This is a genomic window from Paenibacillus sp. MMO-177 (assembly GCF_037147795.1).
Lineage (GTDB): Bacteria > Bacillota > Bacilli > Paenibacillales > Paenibacillaceae > Pristimantibacillus.
Map to the genome: position 1 here is coordinate 564,549 of NZ_JBBCUR010000002.1, position 23,703 is coordinate 588,251.

The following is a 23,703-nucleotide window of genomic DNA, read 5'->3' on the forward strand; positions in this document are numbered from 1 at the left end:
GTTTGAAAATTGCAAGATGTAAACGTTTAATGAATGATAATGATTTTCGATTGTTTGTATACCGTATTCAGATTCGTTGCGAATCGCTTGCTACGCCGGCAGGTTTACGCTTAAAAATGAAAGCGCATTACCCGACAGAAACCGCTTGGTCTGCTCTTCCGAATAGTTTTTCAGCAGCGCTTCGCGCAGCCTGTACACTTCTCCGGGATGAGTCAGGCCGTTCACATATTTGTCGATTCCGTCAAAGTCGGAACCAAGCATAATATGATGCTCCCCGCCAAGCCCGCCGACATGATCGATGTGCCGTAATACATCGTCAACCGATACCTGCTCCCCTTCCGCTACAAACCATGGCACGTAAGTAATGCCGATGAGACCTTGCAGCGCGATAATAGCCTTTATCTGGTCATCCGTCAGATTGCGGGGGTGATTAAGAAGCGCCTTTGCATTGGAATGGGAGGCAATAATCGTTCTCGAAGCCAGATCCGCGACATCCCAAAATGCTTTTTCCGACAAGTGGGATACATCTACGAGTATGCCCAGTTTGTCGCATTCCGCGACAAAGTCTTTTCCCTTGGCTGTCAGTCCCCCTCCACGGGGCTCCATAACGCCGTCTGCGGCCCAGTTCGCATGGTTCCAGGTTAATCCTGCCGCACGCACGCCAAGGCGGTGAAGGAGCCTTAGAATCGGTATGCTGCCCTGCAGGCCATCAACGCCTTCCAGCGAGAGCAAAGCGCCAATCTTGCCCGCAGCGAGGCTTTCTTCCAGATCGGATCGATTGCGGATCAGTCTCATATCCGGACAAGCCAGCACCTTCTCGTAGAAATGATCAATGCATGCCAGGATAGGCTCGATAGAACCGTTCAGCTTCTCCGGTATGTACACCGCAAACGTTTGAAGCACGGCCCCCGATTCCTTTAACCGTTCATACGTTACGTCCAGCAATCCCGGTTCGCTTTTTTGAAAAGTCAGATTCGGATGCACGAGCAGCTTGCTTAATACATCGCAATGAAAATCCGCAATGCCATAGGACACGATATATCACACTCCCTTTACTCCGCCAGCATCAACAAAGCAAAAAACCTGTCTACTTCGTAAACAGGTTCCAATACCCGGTACCATCCAGCCTTGCATGGTTAGATATTACCTAGGTTCAACAATCAGTTTTATCGCTGTTCGGTCTTCTCCATCAATGACAATGTCAGTAAATGCCGGAACACAAATCAAATCCACCCCGCTCGGAGCTACGAATCCGCGAGCAATTGCTACCGCTTTGATCGCTTGATTGAGAGCACCCGCCCCGATGGCTTGCAATTCAGCGGCGCCGCGTTCACGCAAAACTCCGGCTAGCGCACCTGCAACGGAATTTGGATTGGACTTTGCTGAAACTTTTAATACTTCCATGAAAAAGGACCTCCTCGGGAATGATGGATGGATTCCACTATTTAGATAGTATTCGAGAGAGGTTAAAAAATTCCTGCTATCCCCGCAATAACTTTCATATCAATTCAGAATTGACTAAACTTTTAGAATATTCATATAACTACTGCATGAGCAGCCAATCGTCTTCGGTTAGGCGGATTTTCTGGATTTTGGTCGCCTGTCCCGTTGCATCGTCGATCTGAACCGATACCGCATGCAGATGCCAGTCGCCTTCATCCACTACAAAGCGTGTTGGCAGCTGGGTCAAGAATTTGTGCAGGACAGCGTTGCGCTCCATTCCGAGAACGCCATCGCGAGGCCCTGTCATGCCTACATCCGTTAAGTAAGCCGTTCCGCCCGGCAGGATCCGGTCATCGTTGGTTTGCACATGCGTATGGGTACCCACGACGATTGAAGCTTGACCGGCCAAGTGCCAGCCCATCGCAATTTTCTCGGAGGTTGCTTCCGCATGGAAATCCACCAGAATGTTTTTCGTTTTTTCTTTCGCCAGCGCGATCAGCTCTTCCGCTTTCCGGAACGGGCAATCAATCGGAGGCAGGAATGTCCGGCCTTGCAAATTAATGATAGCCAGCTGCTTTCCGTTGGCTTTGATAAACGCATGACCTTGGCCCGGCGTCCCCTCAGGGAAGTTGGCCGGACGCACCATTCGCGGCTCTTCGTCGATCCATTCGAAAATATCTTTATTGTCCCAAGTATGATTGCCCATCGTAATGCCGTGAACGCCCCATTCGAAAAATTCGCGGGCAATCGCAGCCGTAATGCCTCTGCCTGCAGCAGCGTTCTCGCCGTTCACGATAATGATATGCGGACTGTATTTGCTTTTGAGCGCAGGCAGCACCTGCTTCAATGCTTTTCGTCCTACGCTTCCTACGATGTCGCCAATAAATAATACGTTCACTCTGCCACTCCTTTAGTATGCAAAAAAAGTGGCTGACAAGCAGCCACTTTTCGTTCTTGAATTCTAAGAGTTTATAAGTTTTTTCTCATAAACATGGCTTAGAATTCACCGGATTGAAACGCGCTTTCCCGCCTAATCGGGGATAGCCGTTTCACCTTGCCATTTCGCATGTGATCTACTTCGCATATTCAACTGCACGGGTCTCACGAATAACCGTAACTTTAATATGTCCCGGATAATCGAGTTCACTCTCGATTTTCTTCGTAATGTCTCGCGCAAGCCGGAATGCTTCCGTATCGTCAATCTTTTCAGGCTGAACCATAACGCGTACTTCGCGTCCTGCTTGGATCGCGTAAGACTTCTCGACGCCGTCGAACGACTCCGAGATATCTTCCAGCTTCTCCAGACGTTTAATGTACGTTTCAAGCGTCTCGCGGCGTGCGCCCGGACGCGCGGCAGACAAGGCGTCCGCTGCGCCGACAAGCATCGCGATAACGGAAGTCGCCTCCACGTCGCCGTGGTGGGAAGCGATACTGTTGATAACAACAGGATGCTCCTTGTACTTCTTCGCCAGCTCTACGCCGATCTCGACATGGGAGCCCTCAACCTCGTGGTCAAGCGCTTTGCCGATATCGTGCAAAAGACCTGCGCGCTTAGCAAGCGTAATATCCTCGCCAAGCTCTGCAGCCATAAGCCCAGTCAGATAAGCAACCTCCATCGAGTGCTTCAATACGTTCTGACCATAGCTTGTCCGATACTTGAGACGTCCCAGAATTTTAATCAAATCAGGGTGCAAACCATGAACCCCAACTTCAAAAGTAGCCTGCTCACCGTATTCACGGATACGCTCGTCCACTTCCTTACGGGACTTCTCGACCATCTCTTCGATTCGAGCCGGATGAATACGTCCATCCGCAACAAGCTTCTCAAGGGAAGTTCGGGCAATTTCGCGTCTAATCGGGTCAAAGCCTGACAGGATGACCGCTTCCGGTGTATCGTCGATAATCAGATCGATACCGGTCAATGTTTCGAGTGCACGGATATTACGGCCCTCACGCCCGATAATGCGGCCTTTCATCTCTTCGTTAGGCAGGGTAACAACGGATACCGTTGTCTCTGCAACGTGATCTGCCGCACAACGTTGGATAGCGAGCGAAATAATATCGCGTGCCTTCTTATCGGCTTCTTCTTTCGCTTGCTGCTCGATCTCCTTGATCATCTGTGCCGTTTCGTGACGCACTTCCTGCTCCACATTCGACAAAATAATCGATTTCGCATCCTCCATCGTTAAGCTGGAGATACGCTCCAATTCACTTAGCTGCTGCTTGTAAATGGATTCAATTTGTTCTTGTGTTTCATCGATCCGTTTCTCTTTGTTGGCCACTAACTCTTCTTTGCGTTCAAGCGCTTCTATCTTTTTATCCAGCGACTCCTCTTTCTGGAGCAAGCGTCTTTCTTGACGCAAGGACTCGTTACGCCGCTCACGGATGTCTTTTTCAGCCTCCGTACGGAGTTTGTGGATTTCATCTTTTGCTTCGAGCACCGTTTCTTTCTTCTGGGCTTCTGCTTCCTTCTTCGCATTCTCTACGATTTGAATAGCAGCTTGCTCAGCGCTGGAAATTTTGGCCTCGGCAATCGACTTGCGAATAAAATAACCAATCCCAAAGAAAATAACGCCAACAACGAGACAGATCAACACCGTCCAAATAGGGTCCATCTTGTTCACCTCCTCGTTGCATTCACCAAGGCAAGCTTGGGATGATATTAGGTTTTTAGCCGGTTTCCATACCGATTGATTCTCTAACTTATTGACGAAAATAATCGTTTCAAATCAACTTTTGGAAGGAAAATTGATTTGATATAAAAGGAATACAATTTTATTTTATCTTTTGGCAAAATCAATTGTCAAGCAAAAGCCCTTCATCCTCATCCGCCTGCTCGATTTCCGCTTCATCTATAGCCGCTTTTGCCGCTTGTTTAACGACATCCGACGGAAAGCCCCGGCGCATTAAAAAGGCCATCAGCTTCTGGCGCTTCTCTCTATTCTCTCCTTTGAGAGAACGCCATTTCTTCTTGGCCGCAAGCACGGCGGATGAAAGTTCGTCTTCCTTGTCGATCGCATCAAGCGCGTCGGAAGCGGCCTGCTTCGATACTCCGCGCTGCTGCAGCTCTTGCTTGATCCAGCGGCGTCCCTTCTGACTGTATCGGATACGCTGCATGGCGAATTGCCTCGCATACTCTCCATCATCAACAATATGTTCGGATTCTAAACGTTCAAGAGCATAAGCAATTGGCTCAGGCTCAAATTCCTTGCGCTGCAAATATTGCTCAATCTGTTTGCGGGTTCTTGCTTTCATCCCTAGATAGGTGATGGCAAGAGCGTAAGCACGGTACCTTTCGTCCTCAACGGCGATCTCCGCAATAGCTTCGCTTGTCAGCTCCTTCCCTTTTAACAGCCGGTATTTAATAAGAAGATCCTCATGTACAGATAACAAAGGCTCTTCCAAGCCGTTTGCATAGATATGGTATCGTTTGCGATCCTTGCGGTCTTGTTCTACCGCAGAAATCTCGATTAGCATACTGGCTACACCCCGTTCATTACAAAGAAGCAGCGCCGCCCTCGAAAGGACGGCGCTGCTTCTTCCTTATTTACTACTTTCGCAGCTTGAATATGGCTGCTGCGAAAGTTCAGTTATTAATCGTCAAGTTCCGACTCGTCAAAGTCATCGTCATCATCCTGCGAGAAGTTAGCAGGCTGCGCGGAAGCGGACAAGTTGCTTTGCTCCCGGATCTGTCTCTCGATAACGGCAGCCACCTCCGGATGATCCTTCAGGAACTGCTTGGCATTTTCACGGCCTTGACCAAGACGGTCGCCATTGTAGGAGAACCAAGCTCCGCTCTTCTGAACGATATCCATCTCTACACCAATATCTACGAGGCTGCCTTCTCTCGAAATGCCTTCGCCGTACATGATATCAATCTCCGCTTGCTTGAACGGAGGAGCTACCTTGTTCTTCACGACTTTAATCCGCGTACGGTTACCAACCATGTCGTTGCCTTGCTTGATCGTTTCAATACGGCGTACTTCCAGACGCACGCTGGAATAGAACTTCAGTGCACGGCCGCCAGGCGTAGTCTCCGGGTTACCGAACATAACGCCGACTTTCTCACGCAATTGGTTAATGAAGATAGCGATTGTCTTCGACTTGCTGATTGCGCCACCCAGTTTACGCAGAGCTTGCGACATCAGACGTGCCTGCAGACCAACGTGGGAATCCCCCATATCGCCTTCAATCTCAGCTTTCGGTACAAGCGCTGCTACCGAGTCGATAACGATAATGTCGACCGCGCCGCTGCGAACAAGCGCTTCTGCGATCTCAAGCGCCTGTTCGCCCGTATCCGGCTGCGACAGCAGCAGCTCATCGATATTTACGCCCAGCTTGCTCGCGTACAATGGATCAAGCGCATGCTCCGCATCGATAAATGCGGCTTGTCCGCCGATCCGTTGTACTTCTGCAATAGCGTGAAGCGCAACGGTTGTTTTACCGGAAGATTCCGGTCCATAGCATTCAATAATACGGCCTCTTGGCATACCGCCGATTCCAAGAGCAATATCTAAAGCAATTGAACCGCTTGGTACGGTTTCAACTTGCATATGTGTGGATTCCCCTAATTTCATGATGGAGCCTTTACCAAATTGCTTCTCAATTTGACGTAAAGCCATCTCCAAAGCAGCACGACGATCCGACAAGCTACTCACATCCTTCGTTATTTATAATTGTATGATACCTTTTTTCTGATCAAATGCCAAGCTTTTTTTCGAACATACATTCGTCTTTTTATTTCCACGCCCTTTCCAGACGCATGGCGAAACGGCTTTTGCCATCTTGGGCAACAATGCGCGATTCGTCCCGAATCTAAAAATGGGCATAAAAAAACCGCAGCAAAGTAATCTTCGCCACGGTTCTTCCGCATGAGACCAATTATAGCGGAAATGGTACAAACAGGCAAGTATTTTTCGCGTTTATCCGACAAATTATTGTTCGCGGAGCTTCAACCACAATTGATATAAGGCCGCCTTTACCGCACGGATGCGGATGATGGCGCGGGTACCGGAGAAATGGCCGGTAAATACGGCTGTCGGTTTGCCTCTCTCGGCGACTGCGTAATAGACAAGCCCAACAGGCTTGCCCTCGGCTTGCGCCGGGCCGGCCACCCCCGTCAGCGACACGCCAAAATCGGAATCCCCGATCTGTCTGACGCGCTCGGCCATCATTGCGGCTGTCGACTCGCTGATCGCTCCCGGTGCACCTTCACCTTCAAGTTGGGCCATCGGGATGCCAAGCAGCTTATGCTTCATCTCGTTCGTATAGGTTACAACGCCGCCCGAATATTCGCCGCTGCTTCCGGGAATGCCGGTGATTAGCTCTGCGAGCAGTCCTCCGCTGATGCTTTCGGCGGTCGAAAGCTTTCTTCTGGATGTCCGAAGCAGCTGCACGACCTGCGCTTCCAGCGTAATCTCGTCCTGCGCATATAAGTAGTCGCCCACCCGCTGCTTAATCGCATCGACGGTTTGATCCAGCTTGGCAGTTGCATCGGTTTCGTTCGCCGCTTTAGTCGATACCCGGATAGCGACCTCGCCTTCCTTCGCATAAGGGGCTATGGTAGGATCCGACTGGGCTTCGATCAGATCCATCAGCTTTGCTTCAAGCGTCGATTCGCCAATTCCGGCAAACATAAGCAGTCTCGAATAGAGCGGCTCTTCCGCCCCGAGAATGGACCGAAGCCATTCCGACGCGGGTCCCTCCATCATCGGCTTCATCTCGCGAGGAGGCCCCGGCAGCAGCAAATAATGCGTCCCGTCTTCCGACAGACCGTTGCCGACGGCAAGACCCGCTTCATTCTCAATCGGAGCGCTTCCGTCAATCATCAACGCCTGTCTCCGGTTGCTCTCCACCATATGAATGCCTCGGGAACTGAACATCTGCTCGATTTTATCCATGGAAGGCTGGTGAAGGGACAGCCCGCGGTTCAGATAGGCCGCGAGAACATCCTTCGTCAGATCATCCTGCGTGGGACCAAGCCCGCCGGTAAATACAAGCAGGTCGGCACGCTGGCGGGCAATCTCGATGGCTTGGCGGATCCGGTTCGGGTTATCGCCGACAACCGTCTGGAAGTAAACATCAATGCCAAGCGATGCAAGCTTTCCGGACAAGAATTGTGCATTCGTATTGACGATTTGACCAAGCAAAAGCTCGGTACCCACTGCGATAATTTCGGCTTTCATACGATTTCCCCCTTCGAATCCTTAGCATTAGGAAGCAAAAGCACCCCTCCGCGATGGGAAAGATGCTTTATTGTTACTTATATGATCCTGATTATTGCACAGGAATCAAATGTTTGTTCTTGAAGAAATAGTCGAATCCGGAATATACCGTAATAATAACGGCAATCCAGCTTACGATTACGTCAAACGGAAAATCGATAAACGTAAACGGGAAGTTATTGAGCAGAAGCGAAATGATCATCGTAATTTGTACGGCCGTTTTCCATTTGCCCCATTTGCTAGCCGCCATTACGCTGCCTTCCAGCAAAGCAATCTGACGAAGACCCGTAACCGCGAATTCGCGGCTGATAATAATGATGGCCATCCATGCCGCCAGCTTATCCATTTGGACAAGCGAGATCAGAACAGCCGCCACGAGCAGCTTGTCCGCCAGCGGATCGAGAAGCTTGCCCAGGTTGGTTACGATCTTGTTCTTTCTTGCGATATAGCCGTCCAGCCCGTCTGTGCTTGCTGCTACAATAAAGATAATAGCCGCTATAATCTGATTGTATGTAATGGAATAGTCATCGCCGAACGCAAGAGGCTTAATATCAATATTGACGAGCAAAAATACCATAATAATCGGTACTAAAATAATTCTCGCCAGCGTAATCCTATTTGCCAGGTTCATTCGTTCACACCCCCGGACCGTCTAGCCGTTTTCCTGCATTGATGCATGATTGCTTGTACTGTCATTTGTATGTCCCCCGGATCGTTTCCAAAACTATCTAACCAAGTATAATACATGCCATTTCCTATGTCAAAATGTCGGACTTCATAGAGCGAAAGCCCTTCTTCTGCCGGAATGGATAAGGCAGCGAAGGGCCGGAAAAGGCTTATTAACGGTAATTCGTAAACTGCAATTCGACGGACAAATCCGCCCCGCGGAGCAGAGCGATAACCGCTTGCAGATCGTCGCGGCTTTTACCCGTTACGCGTATTTGATCGCCTTGAATCTGGCTTTTCACCTTAATCTTCGAATCGCGGATCAGAATATTAATTTTTTTGGCATTGTCTTGATCAATCCCCGATTTTAGCTTAATGCGCTGACGGACGGTGTTCGCCGAAGCCGATTCAACCTTGCCGTATTCCAGGTTTTTAACCGGTACGCCGCGCTTGACCATTTTCGATTTCAAAATGTCAAGAACGCTTTCCAGCTTGAAGTCATCGTCGGAAACCACAACAAGCTCTTCTTTCTCCAGCTTGATGCTGCTCTTGCTGCCTTTGAAATCGAAACGTGTTTCAATCTCCCGCTCCGCTTGCTGAATCGCGTTGTTCAGCTCTTGCATATCCAGCTTCGAAACAATGTCAAATGAACTTTCAGAACTCATCGTTTTACAACTCTCCCTTTATATCTATTCCGTTCTCTACTGATTCTCCGTGCCTGTCGTGTCCCCTGGCGTGGATGAAATATCCGGATTCGTTCCATCCGTTCCGCCAGCGCCCACCACAGGATTCAGCTGGATTTTCTTCGAGCCTGCACGGTCGCCGTCGTTAATCTGAACGCCGTCGACGCTAATTGAGCTCAGGTCGGCACGCCCGACATTAATGTACAGCGGCTGATCCAAATCGTATGTGAAGGCCGAGCCGTCCGGGGCCGTCTCCGAAATAATCGCTTTGCCGGAAGAGCCACCCGAACGCACCTCAGTCCAGCTTGGCCCGCCGGAAATCTTGATCTCCACTTTATGCACCATGCCGGCAGGCGCGACATCATAATGGTCGACCTTGCCCACCTTCGACGAGAACGTGACGGTTGTAGGCGCTTGGCTTGGAGTTGGCGTAGGCGTTGCCGTAGGTGTTGTTGTTGTTCCGCCTCCGTTCGAGGAACTTGGCGATTGGCTAGGCGGAGCCGGCGAAGCCTGATCCGTAATATTCGTATTGTCGATTTCCTTCGGATTATTGGCTTTCTGATTGACGAAATAAACCCAAACCACAACTACGATGAGGATCAGGAATGACCACATCATGATGTTGAAGCCAAGCTTGCTGATCCGTTCCGAGGAACGGGTACGAACCCGCTTTGGCTGTCTCGCGGGAACCGCTTCTACAATTTGATCCGTTACGGAAGCAGGAATCTCATGCTGGTACAGCCGGAGAACTTCATCCGCATCAAGGCCGACGGCATCGCAGTAATTTTTCACAAAAGCGCGTAAATAGAACGTTCCCGGCAGCACGCTATGATCGCCGCTTTCGATCGCTTCCAAATAGCGCTTGCGTATTTTCGTTATCTCCTGAACATCGTCAAGCGTTAATCCGCGTTCTTCCCTTGCTTTACGCAGCAACGCTCCTAAATCTGACATGGTGTCTACTCCTCTCTGCTAGAATTCATTATCCGAATAATTGGCGGTAAATGATTCATATGTAATCTCTTCGTCAGGTGTATTTCGCAGCTCAATAATCATATCAAAATGGCTGTAATCATATTGCGATTCCTTGATAAAGATATCCGGATGCTCAATGACCTTCGTTGAAGGCATCGCCATAATTTCCTGCAGCAGCGAATAGTGCTTCTCGTTGGAACGGATTGTGCTTACGATGCCGTCAATGATAAAGATGTTGTTGTCGTTCATTTCATCCTCGGACAGCTGGCTGCGCACGGTTTGTCTTAGCAATGTGGACGAGACAAAGGTCCAACGCTTGTTCGAGCATACGCTGCCTGCGATAATCGATTCCGTCTTGCCTACGCGCGGCATGCCACGCAAACCAATAACCTGGTTGCCGTCCCGCTTAAACACTTCGCCAAGAAAATCAACCAAAATACCCAGTTCGTCTCTTGTAAAACGGAAGGTTTTGCGGTCATCCGAATCGCGTTCGATGTAACGTCCGTGACGGACGGCCAATATATCAACGATCGTAGGTGTACGAAGCTTGTTAACCGTGATGTTGTCAACCTTCTGAAGCATTTTGCCCAGCAGGACGATTTTTTCTTCGTCATCCGTCTGGAGCAGCATGCCGCGAGTACGGTCCTCTACGCCATTAATCGTCATAATGTTCACTTCAAGCATACCGAGCAGCGACGCAATATCGCCGAGCAGTCCCGGCCGGTTCTTATGTATTTTGTATTCCATGTAGTATTGCTGCTTTGATCCCATTTCACACCGTCCCTTGTTGTCACCAATCCCATTTGATTGACTCGCTTATAAAAATTTATTCTACAATTTTCGTCACATTCCTGCAACCTATTCGCAGACATTGCAGAAAAGCCTCCAAATTGGGAGGCTTTTCTTCAGATGCGGGCAATTAAGTTTGTTCGACCAGCTTAACCATCAGACCGGCTACCGTTTTGCGCTCATTCTCGTCGCCCGCATCCCATAGCTGCTTCAGAACACGCTGCTGCTCATTTTTAGGGTCAACCTTCTCGTCGAGGAAGGAACCGATCTCGTAAGCCAAATTTTTAATCGTCTCTTCAGACATTCCGTTGTTTCTGGCTTGCGCAACGCGGTCCGACAAAAACTCTTTCCAATTGTCGAAATTGGAAATAACGTTAGACATTTTATTTCGCCTCCTGAATAAGTACATTTTTGGAAGAGTGTAGCACTCAACAAATATTATTCTGCGTAGAGGCGAAACGAATTATACGGACAACCGCTACGTGTGCCAGCCGCCGTTAGGACTAATAATTTGACCGGTTATGTACGAGGATTCCGGCAGCGACAAGAAATACACGAGCGAAGCGACTTCATCAGGTTGTCCAAAACGGCCAAGCGGAATTTCCTGTTCGAGCGCTGCCTTCTCCTCATCGTTAAATCCGCTCATCATCATCGTATCGACAGCTCCGGGTGCGACCGCATTGACAGTCACTCCGGATGGAGCAAGTTCCTTGGCCAAGGCCTTCGTGAAGGCGTTCATGCCGCCTTTGGTTGTAGAGTACAGCACTTCGCAGGAGGCCCCTGACATTCCCCAAATCGACGATACGTTAATAATTCGGCCGAAACGGTTCGATATCATACTCGGCATAAAAAGCTGACTGCACAAAAACATGCCCTTCAGGTTGACGGCCATTACATCATCCCATTCCTGCTCCGTCACATCCATTAGCATGCCGTAATGGGAAATTCCCCCGTTATTAACTAGGATATCGGGCAGCATGTCGTGAGCCTCAAGCTTCTCCTTCATCCTAATGAGCTGCTCCTTCGAACGAAGATCGGCTGATATGGTCATGACATTGGCTCCAAGACGCATGCAAGCTCTGGCGGTTTCGTTCGCCGCCTCATGCGATTCCCGGTAATGAATGACGATGTTAAGTCCCTCCGCGGCAAAGCGCTGCGCGATCGCAGCGCCGATTCCGCGGCTTCCCCCGGTAATTAACACCGTCATCTGTTTAAATGGTTTCATTAAACCGGCTGACCGTCCGGCTTCTCAACGATTGAAATCGCTAGCTGCCGGAAATCGAAATGCTCACGGAGCCTTTCGTTTACTTGCTCCAGCGTGCAATTCTCGTACAGGGACAAGAGATCAAACATGTCGCTGTCGCGGAACCGGTAACGAGTAAATTCGCCGGCAATCGCTTCAGGGGAATTCAGCATCCGCAAATATCCGCCGATTTTTTTCCGCTTCGACCGTTCAAAGGCGGCAGGCTCAATCCCCGTGCTCAGCGCTTCTTCAACAGCCGTACGGATCCGACTCAGCAGTTCATCCGGGTTCGGCGAGTCGCCGCCGATAACCGAGAAAGCATAATCCGTGCTTACATTAAACTCCGTTCCGAAGGAATCGGAGATTAAATTTTGCTCATACAAATCCTGATACAAGGCCGAGCTGGCACCAAACAAGGCGTCAAGCATCAGCTTGGAAGTCACTTCGTGGCTCAGAAGCGCCTCGCCGGTAAGCCCGGTTTTCTTCTCCTTGAACCCAAACATCACTTTCGGAAGCGATACCGGCAACTTTGTTACTTTCCTTGGAACCTTAACGCTCTCGGGTTCATGCTCGAAGAAACGTTTAATTTCGCCTTGCGGTTTGAAGGTCTTGCGGGCTTGGTTGTTGCGCACAAGCTCGAATACTTCCTCCGCCTTTACCCCTCCGACCACAAACAAAAGCATGTTGGACGGATGGTAAAACGTTTCGTAACAGCGGTACAACGTTTCCTTATCGATCTGATAAATCGACTCGACTGTACCGGCAATATCGATATGAATCGGATGGGTGTGATACATGGCGTCAATCAGGCCGAAATAAACGCGCCAATCCGGATTGTCTTTATACATATTGATCTCTTGAGCGATAATCCCTTTTTCCTTATCCACATTCTGATCGGTGAAATAAGGATGTTGAACAAAATCGATCAAGGTTTCGAGGTTGGCGGGAATCTGCTCCGTTGCGGAGAACAGATACACGGTACGGTCGAAGCTGGTGAAAGCATTCGCCGATGCCCCTTGCGAAGCAAAAGTGGCGAAGATATCGCCGGTTGGCTCTTCGAACATTTTATGCTCCAAAAAATGGGCAATCCCGTCCGGCACCCGGACAGGTTCTTGATCGCCTACGGCAAACTTGTTATCGACGGAGCCGTACTTGGTCGCAAAGGTGGCGTATGTCTTCTGAAAGCCTTCCTTCGGCAGGACGATCACTTCGAGGCCGTTATCCAGCACTTCGCGGTATAGCGTTTCCTGAACGCCTTTGTAGTCGAGTGTCTCCATTGCCGTTATGCCTCCTTCTGGTCACGCAAAAAGTAAATCGTATCAAGCTGCGCTAATCCCGCAACGCGGACGATGTCCTCTGCCGTTACCGCTTCAATCTGGTCAAGCAGCTGCTGTGCCGTTCTTTCTTTGCCGGAAAGCACGGCATTAAAGTCATAAGCGATCATCTCATAGGCGGAATCCTGCAGCTCCCGCAAATGATTGGCGATCATCGCTTTCGTCTGATTCATCTCCAGGTCGGAAAGCTTGCCTTGACGCATGCTCTCGAGCTGTTCCTTGATGATGGTGACCGCCTTCTCGTAGTTGGCAATCTCGATGCCCGATTGAATCGTGAGCAAGCCTTTATGCCCATCGAGCCTGGAAGCCGCATAATAAGCAAGGCTTTCTTTCTCGCGGACATTCAGGAACAGCTTGGAATGCGGATAACCGCCCAGAATGCCGTTATACATCAACGAAGCTGCATAGTCATCGTCGCCATAGCCGACATTCGTACGCAGTCCCATATTTAGCTTGCCCTGATTGACATCCATCCGTTCAACGACGGTCTTGACATTGCCAACTTCATGGGCGATTGAAGGCACGGAATAGCTGGCCGGGCTGCCAGCCTCGATACGGAAAGCTTCCTTCGCAAGCGCGGCCACTTCCCCCATTGTTGTATCGCCAACAACATATAAATCAAATGCGGCTTCGCTTAGCCACTGTTTGTATTGACTATATAACGATTCCGGCGTAATGGAGCCTATTTCCTCCAGCTTGCCGAGAGGGTGCAGACGGTAAGGCTCACCGGCGCACATCTCTTCCATGCAGCGTTCCGCCGCGTAACGGATCTTATCATTAACGATGGATTCCAGCCGCTTCGTAAGCGTCTGCTTCTCCGCATCTACGTATTTGCGGCGGAAGACACCGTCTTCCGTCACCGGCTCGGTTACGACCTCGCCAAGGAAACGCAAGGACGAGTTTAACAGCGGCACATCGGACGATACAAAATGATCGTTAATAACATCCATGCGGAATTGAACGATTTGGGAATCGCCTCTTTTATATACATCAAAGCCGAATCCGGCGCCATACAAATCATCCAGCCTCTCGCGGAAAGCTTTCGTCTCGGGCGTGGATACCGTCCCGCGGCGCAATACAAACGGGGCGAGCGCGGTTTTTGTTACAGCGTTTTCAGATAAAGGCAGTCCGGCGAACAGCGATATCGCAAACGTCTTGAACCGTTTGGTTGGCATTACATGCAGCCTGATCCGGCCTATTTGCCCTCTTTCGAATAATGTCACTTCCGTTTGCTCCTTCCGAGTAAAATGGAATATAGTAAATGTATTCCATTTTCATGCTTCCTATACCATTCTAACCGATACGAAATGGAAGAAGCAACCTGCCTGCCCAAGGCAGAAAGGCTGCTTCTTTAAAGGTTACATACAGAAAATATGCTTCCCGATCGTCTTCACTTGCGGCCTGGACCAGATCCATTTGGACGTTGCCGTCTCGGGATTGAAATAGTACGTGCAGCCGCCTGTCGGATCCCATCCGTTGATGGCGTCCTGCACAGCTTTTCTTGCCGTATCGTTTGGTGTCAGCCAGATCTGGCCGTCAGCCACCGCCGTAAACGCAAGAGGCTGGAAAATGACGCCCGAAATGGTATTCGGGAAGCTAGGCGATTTCAAGCGGTTCAAAATAACTGCAGCTACCGCTACCTGTCCTTCATACGGTTCACCGCGAGATTCCCCGTATACCGCATTAGCCATAATCTTCAAATCGCTCTCCGAAAGTCCAAGGTTATTGGACTTCGCAGGCGCACCGCCACCCGAAGTACCTGAATTCGAGCCGCTATTGCTGCTTCCGGTACCTCCGGACGAAGTGCCGGTGTCCGCTGCTGTCGGTTTCCAGTTCTTCGTAGCTTCCCACAGCTTAAGTTTGGTTTTTGCCCCAACTACGCCGTCGGATTTCATCCCGAATTTCCACTGAAACCATGTTACCGCATTTTTGGTGCTGGTACCAAAGCTGCCGTCGATCGGACCATCGTAATAGCCCAAATATTTAAGCCTACCCTGCAGCTCGTATACATCCGAACCGGAGGAACCTACCGTTAAAGTAGCATTGCTGAAAGTTGCCTTCGCGTCATCCTGCGAATATCGCTGGAGGGAATGCATTCCGAACAATACCGTTACAATGATGGTAGTCACGACAATTAATCGATTTTTCATGTAGGATTCTGCCTTTCTCTTGCAAGTTAGTCCGCGATTAGCTGCGTTACCTAACTCTAGTATGAGAAGGGAATCCTGCTTCTATTCATCATTGCGGATTGCTTAAGGCTGAGGCGGATCAGGAAGGAATGCGGCTGGCCTGGTATTGCTCCAGCGACATCAAGACCTCCCTCGGTTTGCTGCCTTCATAAGGACCCACAATGCCCCGCGCTTCCATCTGGTCCACCAGCCTTGCCGCGCGGGTATAACCAACCCGCATCCTCCGCTGAAGCAAAGATACGGATGCTTGCTTGGCCTCAAGAACTATTTGCACGGCTTGATCGTAAAGCTCGTCCAGAACTTCATCGGGATCTGCCGAATCTTCCTCTACTTCAGGTACCAGATCCTCCTTGTATTCCGCTTCGGCCTGGCCTCTCGCGTAATCGACAAGCGCCTCGACCTCTTGATCGGACAAGAAAGCTCCCTGTACGCGTATCGGCTTCGACATGCCGACGGGCAAATACAGCATATCCCCCCTGCCCAGCAGCTTCTCAGCGCCAACCATATCCAGAATGGTACGGGAGTCTACCTGCGAAGATACGCCAAAGGCAATCCTGGACGGAATATTCGCTTTGATAACCCCTGTAATAACGTCTACCGACGGACGCTGCGTGGCGATAATAAGATGGATACCCGCGGCACGCGCCATTTGGGCAAGCCTTGCAATGGAATCCTCAACGTCGTTCGAGGCAACCATCATCAAATCCGCAAGCTCGTCGACTATAACGACGATGTAAGGAAGGACGGCTTTTGGATTCTCGGCCATTAAAGCGTTATAGCCTTCAATATTGCGCGTACTCGATTTGGAGAACAGCTCATAGCGCTTCTCCATCTCCACAACAATCTTTTTCAAGGCAAGCGCCGCACGTCTCGGGTCGGTTACAACCGGCGCAAGCAAATGCGGAATGCCGTTATATACATTTAATTCGACCATCTTAGGATCGACCATCAGAAACTTTACTTCATCCGGAGCAGCCTTGTACAAAATACTTGTAATGATGCCGTTAATACATACCGATTTGCCTGAACCCGTAGCTCCGGCTACGAGAAGATGGGGCATTCTTGCCAGGTTGCCGATAATCGGTTGACCTGAAATATCCCGGCCAAAAGCGATCGACAGCTTGGAAGGAGCATTCTGGAAGGTGGCGGTTTCCATGACTTCGCGCATGGTCACCATCGATACCTCCATATTCGGAACTTCGATACCGATGGCTGATTTGCCCGGAATGGGCGCTTCCATACGAATATCCTTTGCTGCTAACGCCAAGGCGATATCGTCTGTCAGGCTTACAATCCGGCTTACCTTCACGCCTGACGCCGGCTGAACCTCATAACGCGTCACCGCAGGGCCGCGTACCACGTCAAGCACTTTAGCCTTAACGCCAAAGCTTTCTAACGTGGCTTCCAGCTTGCGCTTCGAATCCATGGCATCCGCACTGTCGCCGCCTCTTGCCATCAGGCTTGGCTTGGCAAGCAGGGAGAAAGGCGGCAGCAAGTATGGCTTCTTAACCGGTGCATCCGACGCCGGCTGATGGATCCCCGTCGTTGCGGATTTATCCGTTTCGGCAATATCACCATGAATATCCTGATCGTCGATTGCTTCTTTCTCGAGAGATGGTTCGGAATCGGTTTCGTCTTGCTCGTAATCGTCCGGGTATCGCGCTGAATCTGCTCCAACAGCCGCAGGTGCAGAGTAGTCCTCTGGTTCTTCCTCACCGTATGTATCTGCACGCGGAACGATTCTTGTAATAACTGCCGGCTCCCCTTCTTCCTCTTCCTCAAACTCGTTATATGGAGGATATACGGAATCGGTGGAAGAAGCATTGCCGCGTTCAGGCTGCTTCTCCTCCCAAGGAGGAAGCTCGTCCTCCTGCTGGTTATGTCCGGTATCGGCACTAATTTCGCCGTTTCGGTCCCACTGCTCGTCGTCATCCCAAGCTTGGGCGTTCGCCCAATGCGGCTTCGCGCCGTTCTCATGTCCTCCGTTGTAATGCTCTTCGTTCATGGACCAATCGTCGTGGGCACCTTGAGTTTCCTGCTGGTTGTTCTGCTCCTGATGTCTCCAGGAGAAGAACAGGGATTTTTTGCGCCTTGGCGGCAATGCTGCCGCGTAATCATCATCATCGTCATCGTCGTCAATTGCATCGGATTGTACAAAAACAGGCGGTTTGACGGTTTTATTCGATTTGCTTGCGCTCCGAAGCGCCGCACCTTTCGACCATTTGGCGGCCAGCAGCTTAAACAGCCGTATGCTCTTGTCCCGGCCGATACGGGCAAGCTCCACGTAGGATTTGCCCGTAAGCAGCATAATCGCGATGGCGTACATAACGCCTGCAATCAGCTTGGAGCCGAAATAACCAAACAGCGAAAACAGCATCGAATATTCGATGGCGCCGATATAACCTCCGCTTATCGCCCGTTGGCTGATCGGCCTGTCATCCGTTCCGTCGAAGGTCAGCAGCTCGTCCTTCATATCCTGGCCCAGCTGGTGGAGAATCGCTCCTCCCGTCAGGTCGGATGATGAAGGAAGCAGCTTGCGGTCGATTTCGGCTATGCTGCTGGATAACGTAAGAGCCAGCACAAATACAAGCAGGCCTGTCCGACGATTGGTCCAACCGCGCGGCCAAGCCCTTTTGACCATGACAACCAGTCCGACGTAAATGCCGACCAATGCCAATACAAAATAAAACTTGCCCAGGAACAAGCCGAACAGCTTGGACAAGGAGCGTCCAACCGTAGCCTCTCCTGATAAAGCAATTACCGATACCGTAATAAGCAAAATACCGTATACTTCATATTTTAATTGCGTAGTTATCGATTTTTTCTTCCGTCTTTTCTTAGCCAATGATTCGTCACCTCTGCCTAGCATTATACCATATCCAGGCAAAGGTTCCTATTGGACATAAGAACCTTTGTGCGTATTTTTACGAACCGGGAGATTGTCCGAACATGACGACATTACCCGGAGCCAGCTCCGGCTTCAAGTAATCGTTGAGGCTGCAATGAAGCAGGCGCACGATTTTCCCCATTCCCGGGGCCACCGGCTGAACCTGCATAAATACTCCGTTTACCCATACTTCCTGAGAAGGCTCCGGTTCTCCGTGTATGCCGTCGAGGACATTCTCAAGAGGCATAATCGTATAGAGCGTCATTAGTTATACACCCCAGTCTGCGCTGCAGGCTTGCGCTCCGCAATTCGTCGATTGAGCTCCCTAAGCGCGTCGCCAAGCCCGCCTACGGCATCGATCAGCCCATACTTCACGGCATCCGATCCGATAACGGTTGTGCCGATATCTCTTGTCAGTTCTCCGGTCTTAAACATCAGCTCTTTAAATTTCTCCTCCGTAACGTTGGAATGCATGGTCACGAATTTCAAAATACGCTCCTGCATTTTATCCAGGTATTCGAAGGTTTGAGGAACTCCTATAACAAGCCCGTTCAGACGGATGGGATGGATGGTCATCGTTGCCGTCGCCGCGATAAAGGATACATTGCCCGCTACCGCAATCGGAACGCCTATGGAATGCCCGCCGCCAAGCACAAGCGTAACCGTCGGCTTGGATAACGATGAGATCATTTCGGCGATGGCAAGACCCGCCTCCACGTCGCCGCCAACCGTATTTAAGACGATCAGAATGCCTTCGATCTTCGGATTTTGCTCCGCTGCAACAAGCTGTGGAATGAGATGCTCGTATTTCGTTGTTTTATTTTGCGGCGGCAGGACGATATGCCCTTCTACCTGCCCGATAATGGTCATGCAAAAAATGTTCGACTCCGTTGCTGGCGTAGCCGTCTGCCCTAATTGCTGAATCGTCTCCACGATCGAATTCTGCTTCTTCTTTTCGCTCTCTGCCGGATCCGGTTGCTGCGGCTGATCTTCATTCATGTAATTCATTTGTGCTCCCCCTCATTAACGTAAATGCTCGTCATAGTATGAGGTGGAATGGCGAATTTATACGGCAATCGCAAGCAAAAAAGAACGTCCCGTCAGGAGCCTGCCCTCTCCTCGTTAGAACGTTCTTTTTAGAAATGGTTATACTTCCATAATAATCGGAAGAATCATTGGCCTCCGTCTCGTCTGTTCATAAAGGAAACGTCCGAGCGCATCCTTTACGTTCGTTTTGAGCGAAGCCCATTCATTCACTTTGTCATGCATCAGCTTGTTAAGCGTCGAAGTAACGATCTTGGTTGCTTCATCCAGCAAGCCTTCAGACTCCCGCACATAAACAAAGCCGCGTGAAATAATATCCGGTCCGGAAACGATAGTGCCTCCATCCTGCTTGCTCAAGGTTACCACCACGACAAGAATGCCATCCTGGGACAGCAGCTTGCGGTCGCGCAGTACAATATTTCCGACATCTCCCACGCCAAGCCCGTCGATCATTATATTGCCGGCTTGCACCTTGGAGCCTTTGCGGGCCTGACCGCCTTGAAACTCAACGGTGTCCCCGTTTTCGATGACGAAAATATGACTCCGGTCCATACCTACGGCTTCGCCAAGCTGGGCATGCTGCCTTAGCATCCGGTACTCCCCGTGGATGGGTATAAAATATTTCGGTTTGATTAGGTTAAGCATCAGCTTTAATTCTTCCTGGCTTCCGTGACCCGATACATGTACTCCCGAGATGGAACCGGGGCCGTAAATGACGTGGGCGCCCAAACGGAACAGCTCATCTACCGTTCTGCCCACATAACGCTCGTTGCCCGGTATTGGCGTAGCGGCAATGATAACGGTGTCTCCCGGCAAAATATCAACCTTGCGGTGAGTCGACCGCGCCATTCTCGTCAAAGCCGACATCGGCTCGCCTTGGCTGCCCGTGCACAGGATTACCACACGGTCCGCTGCGAGCTTGTTCACTTCCTCGGGCTCAATAATCATACCTTCCGGAATGTGCAGATAACCCAACTCCGATGCAATGGTAACGACGTTAACCATGCTGCGCCCGACAACGGCCACGCATCGATTAGTTGCAATTGCCGCGTTAATGACCTGTTGGATGCGATGCACGTTAGAAGCAAAGGTCGCGACAACGACACGTTGAGAGGATTTATGAAAAATATCTTCAAGCTCTTCCCCGACGTTTTTCTCGGATGGCGTAAAGCCTGGCCTTTCTGCATTGGTACTGTCCGACAATAGGGCAAGCACGCCTTTTTTTCCGATCTCCGCCATCCGCTGCAAATCCGCGTATTGGTCATTGACCGGCGTATAGTCAAATTTGAAATCACCGGTATGAACGATGGTGCCTTCCGGAGTGTCAAGCGCAACGCCTATAGAGTCGGGTATACTGTGATTCGTCTTGAAAAAGCTTGCCAGGATCGTCCCAAGCTGTACCTCGGAATCCGCATCGATCACGATCCGCTTGGTCTCGCCTAGAAGACCTGCTTCCTTCAGTTTCCCTTCAATCAAGCCTAATGTCAGCTTGGTTCCATACACGGGTACATTTAGCTGCTTCAGTACATAGGGCAAAGCGCCGATATGGTCTTCATGACCGTGCGTGATGAGAATGGCCCTGACCTTATCCCGATTTTCCGTCAAATAGGAAATATCAGGAATAACAATATCAATCCCCAGCATATCTTCTTCGGGGAACTTAAGTCCCGCATCCACGACGACAATATCGTTCGAATACTGAACAACATACATATTCTTGCCAATTTCGCCAACTCCGCCAAGAGCAAATACGAGCAGCTTATCCTGATTTTTTTTCGACAAGCGCTTACCTCCTTCGAATGAAACCATTCTCCGTTCCAGCCAATTGTATGAATTTTCCGTCCGTTTCACTTGACCTCATTATACATGATGAAAAAGAAGGAAAACAAGGTGAAACAATCGTCCGCTTGTATCCCGCTTAAACGCAAACAAGCAGGCGGGAGATTGCTCTCCGCCTGCTTGTTGGGGTCGTACTAAAGATCTTATTAAATCAGCTTGCTAATAAAAGCCGCCTCGGCTTCGCTAGCCGCAACTAGAGGGAGTCTTACGCCGCCCACCGGCATACCGCGCAGGCCAAGAGCGTATTTCACGGCAACCGGATTCGGAACCGGATGAGGACATTCGAAGAGGCCTTTGAACACCGGATAGCATTCCGCATGCAGCTTGGCTGCCTGCTTCACATCGCCGCCCAGATACGATTCGATCAGCTGCTTCATCTTTGCGCCAATAATGTGACTGGCCACACTTACAATTCCGTAACCGCCGATCGCAAGAGTCGGCAGCGTTGCGCTGTCATCGCCGCTGTATACCCGGAAGCTGTCCGGAGCTGCAGCAATAATCTGCGACAATTGATCGGAGGAAGCACAATCTTTGGTTGCTACCACATTATCCAGTTCTGCTAGGCGCAGCGTGGTTTCTACGGAAATATTGATACCTGTACGCCCTGGAACGTTGTAGAGCACGACAGGTAATTTGGTAGATTCAGCGATTGCTTTGAAGTGTTGATACAAACCTTCTTGATTCGGCTTATTGTAGTACGACGCAACCAGAAGCACTCCGTCTACACCGGCATCTTCCGCAACCTTGGTCAGATGAATCGAATGCGCCGTATTGTTGCTTCCCGTACCGGCAATAATTTTGCAGCGGCCGGCGGCACGTTCCACGGCATAACGGAACAATTCCGCCTTCTCCTCTTCCGTCAAAGTCGGAGATTCCCCCGTTGTGCCTGATACAACAAGCGTATCGCTTTGCTGTTCTTCAATCAAATAGTCGATCAAACGACCGGTCGTGTCCCAGTCAATTTGACCGTTCTCATCAAAAGGCGTGACCATTGCAGTAATTAATCTACCAAAATCCATTGTTATGACCTCCTGAAAAGTACTTCACTTCGAAAGCGTATCGTGAAACTATATATGAAGTTCAAACTTCGCGTGAAGCGACCTAACGGCCTTCACCATATCCTCAGCCTTGACCAGTACCCAAATCGTTGTATTGGAGTCGGCGGATTGCATGATTGTAATACCTTCCTCGGTTAAAGCTTCCACGATGCGGGCCATTACGCCCGGCACGCCGTTCATCCCGCCCCCAATGACGGATACTTTGGCGCACCCTCGAACGGCCAGCGGATCATATCCGCATTCTTGAAGAACCGAAACTGCCCGATCAGCGTCCTGGTCGAATACGGTATACACCGCTCCGCTTGGCGTTACGTTAATAAAATCAACGCTGATATGATGCTTCGCCATCGTCTGGAACACTTGAAGCTGTACATCGCTTCTGCCTTCGATTGCTTTTACCGTGATCTGCGTTACTCCCGATACATGCGCAATCCCCGTAGCCTGACGGTCAGTTACCGGGGTAAATGCCGCATCGGAGACGAGAGTACCCTCCTCCATGGAGAAGGTCGATCTTACCCGTACCGGAATTCTTGCCTGCTGCGCAATCTCCACTGCGCGAGGATGAATGACTTTGGCGCCTTGACGCGCCATATTGCAGATCTCTGCATAGCTGACAACCTGGAGAGGCTTGGCATTTTCCACTATCCGCGGATCTGCGGTCAAGATCCCGTTTACATCCGTATAGATATCAACCATTTCCGCACGAAGCGCCGCGCCTAAAGCGGTAGCCGATGTATCGCTCCCGCCCCGGCCTAGAGTCGTCATATCGCCGCTTTCCGTACTTCCTTGAAAACCGGTTACAATTACGACCTTCTCATCCCGTAAATGCTGCAAAATCTTCTCGGGACGCAGCTCTTTAATCCGGGCGTGGCCATATTGATCATCTGTAATAATTCCTGCTTGGCCGCCGTTTAATACGACGGATGGTATACCTTCAGAGCAAAGCAAGCTGCATAACGCCGCGGCCGAAATAATCTCTCCGCAGCCCAGCAGCATATCCCGCTCCCGCGCCGGCAGCTTATCGCCGTTGTTTCGGATGAGCTGGAGCAAAGTATCCGTAGCGTACGGATCCCCCGAGCGCCCCATTGCCGAAACAACGACTACTACGCTGTATCCATTTGCGAGCTCTCTTGCAATATGTTGAAGACAATAGCTTCTAGCATGATCGGTCGAAAGTGAAGTGCCCCCGAACTTTTGTACCAGGATGCGCATTGCTGTCTTTCCTCCGTAACCGATACAAAGATGTCTGAACGGATAAGCCTAAGGCAGACATCTTCCCGATCGTTGTTGTTGTTGCACTAGTCGAACAATTCGGATGAACAAATGAAGGCA

22 protein-coding genes are annotated in these 23,703 nt (G+C 50.4%); all 22 read right to left on the reverse strand.

All coding sequences use genetic code 11. From position 1 onward, the window contains the following. Positions 1–90: 90 nt before the first annotated feature. Positions 91–1,035 (reverse strand): dipeptidase, encoded by a 945-nt coding sequence (locus WFK81_RS08250; protein ID WP_336785964.1) that lies wholly within the window; start codon positions 1,033–1,035, stop codon positions 91–93. A gap of 108 nt (positions 1,036–1,143) precedes the next feature. Beyond that, complete coding sequence (locus WFK81_RS08255) at positions 1,144–1,404, reverse strand: stage V sporulation protein S (protein WP_005550495.1); 261 nt, start codon at positions 1,402–1,404, stop codon at positions 1,144–1,146. A 139-nt stretch (positions 1,405–1,543) separates the two neighbouring features. After that, entirely contained in the window at positions 1,544–2,341 is a 798-nt protein-coding gene (locus WFK81_RS08260; RefSeq protein ID WP_336785965.1) for a TIGR00282 family metallophosphoesterase, read from the reverse strand. Positions 2,342–2,516: 175 nt separating this feature from the next. Then, positions 2,517–4,058, reverse strand: coding sequence for a ribonuclease Y (rny, locus tag WFK81_RS08265; protein WP_336785966.1), 1,542 nt, complete (start codon positions 4,056–4,058; stop codon positions 2,517–2,519). A gap of 181 nt (positions 4,059–4,239) precedes the next feature. Beyond that, complete coding sequence (locus tag WFK81_RS08270) at positions 4,240–4,920, reverse strand: RecX family transcriptional regulator (RefSeq protein WP_336785967.1); 681 nt, start codon at positions 4,918–4,920, stop codon at positions 4,240–4,242. Positions 4,921–5,036: 116 nt separating this feature from the next. Further along, on the reverse strand, positions 5,037–6,092 hold the full coding sequence (gene recA / locus WFK81_RS08275; RefSeq protein ID WP_127495766.1) for a recombinase RecA: 1,056 nt from the start codon (positions 6,090–6,092) through the stop codon (positions 5,037–5,039). Between the two features lie 285 nt (positions 6,093–6,377). Continuing rightward, the gene (locus WFK81_RS08280; RefSeq protein ID WP_336785968.1) at positions 6,378–7,628 is read right to left on the reverse strand and encodes a competence/damage-inducible protein A; all 1,251 of its coding nucleotides are present in this window, start codon (positions 7,626–7,628) and stop codon (positions 6,378–6,380) included. Between the two features lie 91 nt (positions 7,629–7,719). Beyond that, positions 7,720–8,298 carry a CDP-diacylglycerol--glycerol-3-phosphate 3-phosphatidyltransferase gene (pgsA, locus tag WFK81_RS08285; protein WP_336785969.1) on the reverse strand — a complete coding sequence of 193 codons (579 nt, stop codon included), beginning with the start codon at positions 8,296–8,298 and terminating at the stop codon, positions 7,720–7,722. A 208-nt stretch (positions 8,299–8,506) separates the two neighbouring features. After that, positions 8,507–8,998, reverse strand: a complete 492-nt coding sequence (locus WFK81_RS08290; RefSeq protein ID WP_336785970.1) for a YajQ family cyclic di-GMP-binding protein — start codon at positions 8,996–8,998, stop codon at positions 8,507–8,509. Between the two features lie 36 nt (positions 8,999–9,034). Then, the gene (locus tag WFK81_RS08295; protein ID WP_336785971.1) at positions 9,035–9,967 is read right to left on the reverse strand and encodes a helix-turn-helix domain-containing protein; all 933 of its coding nucleotides are present in this window, start codon (positions 9,965–9,967) and stop codon (positions 9,035–9,037) included. 18 nt (positions 9,968–9,985) lie between these two features. Beyond that, positions 9,986–10,759, reverse strand: coding sequence for a DUF3388 domain-containing protein (locus WFK81_RS08300; protein WP_127495771.1), 774 nt, complete (start codon positions 10,757–10,759; stop codon positions 9,986–9,988). A 148-nt stretch (positions 10,760–10,907) separates the two neighbouring features. Beyond that, positions 10,908–11,159, reverse strand: a complete 252-nt coding sequence (locus WFK81_RS08305; RefSeq protein WP_336785972.1) for a DUF3243 domain-containing protein — start codon at positions 11,157–11,159, stop codon at positions 10,908–10,910. A 96-nt stretch (positions 11,160–11,255) separates the two neighbouring features. After that, on the reverse strand, positions 11,256–12,002 hold the full coding sequence (gene ymfI / locus WFK81_RS08310) for an elongation factor P 5-aminopentanone reductase (protein ID WP_336785973.1): 747 nt from the start codon (positions 12,000–12,002) through the stop codon (positions 11,256–11,258). Next, entirely contained in the window at positions 12,002–13,297 is a 1,296-nt protein-coding gene (gene yfmH / locus WFK81_RS08315) for an EF-P 5-aminopentanol modification-associated protein YfmH (RefSeq protein WP_336785974.1), read from the reverse strand. Before yfmH ends, ymfI begins: the two co-directional genes overlap by 1 nt. A 5-nt stretch (positions 13,298–13,302) precedes the next feature. Continuing rightward, on the reverse strand, positions 13,303–14,529 hold the full coding sequence (gene yfmF, locus WFK81_RS08320) for an EF-P 5-aminopentanol modification-associated protein YfmF (protein ID WP_336786449.1): 1,227 nt from the start codon (positions 14,527–14,529) through the stop codon (positions 13,303–13,305). A gap of 183 nt (positions 14,530–14,712) precedes the next feature. Further along, the gene (gene sleB / locus WFK81_RS08325; protein ID WP_336785975.1) at positions 14,713–15,504 is read right to left on the reverse strand and encodes a spore cortex-lytic enzyme; all 792 of its coding nucleotides are present in this window, start codon (positions 15,502–15,504) and stop codon (positions 14,713–14,715) included. Between the two features lie 118 nt (positions 15,505–15,622). After that, positions 15,623–18,388 carry an FtsK/SpoIIIE family DNA translocase gene (locus WFK81_RS08330; protein WP_336785976.1) on the reverse strand — a complete coding sequence of 922 codons (2,766 nt, stop codon included), beginning with the start codon at positions 18,386–18,388 and terminating at the stop codon, positions 15,623–15,625. A gap of 79 nt (positions 18,389–18,467) precedes the next feature. Next, a complete protein-coding gene (locus WFK81_RS08335; RefSeq protein WP_336785977.1) occupies positions 18,468–18,695 on the reverse strand; it encodes a YlzJ-like family protein in 228 nt (75 codons plus the stop codon). Beyond that, positions 18,695–19,438, reverse strand: coding sequence for a ClpP family protease (locus tag WFK81_RS08340; protein ID WP_336785978.1), 744 nt, complete (start codon positions 19,436–19,438; stop codon positions 18,695–18,697). The genes WFK81_RS08335 and WFK81_RS08340 overlap by 1 nt, the downstream gene beginning before the upstream one ends. A 138-nt stretch (positions 19,439–19,576) precedes the next feature. Further along, positions 19,577–21,256, reverse strand: coding sequence for a ribonuclease J (locus WFK81_RS08345; RefSeq protein ID WP_336785979.1), 1,680 nt, complete (start codon positions 21,254–21,256; stop codon positions 19,577–19,579). Positions 21,257–21,459: 203 nt separating this feature from the next. Beyond that, positions 21,460–22,332, reverse strand: coding sequence for a 4-hydroxy-tetrahydrodipicolinate synthase (gene dapA, locus WFK81_RS08350; protein ID WP_336785980.1), 873 nt, complete (start codon positions 22,330–22,332; stop codon positions 21,460–21,462). A gap of 48 nt (positions 22,333–22,380) precedes the next feature. Next, on the reverse strand, positions 22,381–23,583 hold the full coding sequence (dapG, locus tag WFK81_RS08355) for an aspartate kinase (RefSeq protein WP_336785981.1): 1,203 nt from the start codon (positions 23,581–23,583) through the stop codon (positions 22,381–22,383). Positions 23,584–23,703: the final 120 nt, after the last annotated feature.

Bases quoted from the DNA above. Each gene is read 5' to 3' on its own strand.
- ymfI (WP_336785973.1), bottom strand. From the start codon at position 12,002: ATGAAACCATTTAAACAGATGACGGTGTTAATTACCGGGGGAAGCCGC.
- pgsA (WP_336785969.1), bottom strand. From the start codon at position 8,298: ATGAACCTGGCAAATAGGATTACGCTGGCGAGAATTATTTTAGTACCG.
- WFK81_RS08340 (WP_336785978.1), bottom strand. From the start codon at position 19,438: ATGAATTACATGAATGAAGATCAGCCGCAGCAACCGGATCCGGCAGAG.
- WFK81_RS08335 (WP_336785977.1), bottom strand. From the start codon at position 18,695: ATGACGCTCTATACGATTATGCCTCTTGAGAATGTCCTCGACGGCATA.
- rny (WP_336785966.1), bottom strand. From the start codon at position 4,058: ATGGACCCTATTTGGACGGTGTTGATCTGTCTCGTTGTTGGCGTTATT.
- WFK81_RS08280 (WP_336785968.1), bottom strand. From the start codon at position 7,628: ATGAAAGCCGAAATTATCGCAGTGGGTACCGAGCTTTTGCTTGGTCAA.
- WFK81_RS08290 (WP_336785970.1), bottom strand. From the start codon at position 8,998: ATGAGTTCTGAAAGTTCATTTGACATTGTTTCGAAGCTGGATATGCAA.
- dapA (WP_336785980.1), bottom strand. From the start codon at position 22,332: ATGGATTTTGGTAGATTAATTACTGCAATGGTCACGCCTTTTGATGAG.
- yfmH (WP_336785974.1), bottom strand. From the start codon at position 13,297: ATGGAGACACTCGACTACAAAGGCGTTCAGGAAACGCTATACCGCGAA.
- WFK81_RS08255 (WP_005550495.1), bottom strand. From the start codon at position 1,404: ATGGAAGTATTAAAAGTTTCAGCAAAGTCCAATCCAAATTCCGTTGCA.
- yfmF (WP_336786449.1), bottom strand. From the start codon at position 14,529: ATGCCAACCAAACGGTTCAAGACGTTTGCGATATCGCTGTTCGCCGGA.
- WFK81_RS08300 (WP_127495771.1), bottom strand. From the start codon at position 10,759: ATGGGATCAAAGCAGCAATACTACATGGAATACAAAATACATAAGAAC.
- sleB (WP_336785975.1), bottom strand. From the start codon at position 15,504: ATGAAAAATCGATTAATTGTCGTGACTACCATCATTGTAACGGTATTG.
- WFK81_RS08305 (WP_336785972.1), bottom strand. From the start codon at position 11,159: ATGTCTAACGTTATTTCCAATTTCGACAATTGGAAAGAGTTTTTGTCG.
- dapG (WP_336785981.1), bottom strand. From the start codon at position 23,583: ATGCGCATCCTGGTACAAAAGTTCGGGGGCACTTCACTTTCGACCGAT.
- WFK81_RS08295 (WP_336785971.1), bottom strand. From the start codon at position 9,967: ATGTCAGATTTAGGAGCGTTGCTGCGTAAAGCAAGGGAAGAACGCGGA.
- WFK81_RS08270 (WP_336785967.1), bottom strand. From the start codon at position 4,920: ATGCTAATCGAGATTTCTGCGGTAGAACAAGACCGCAAGGATCGCAAA.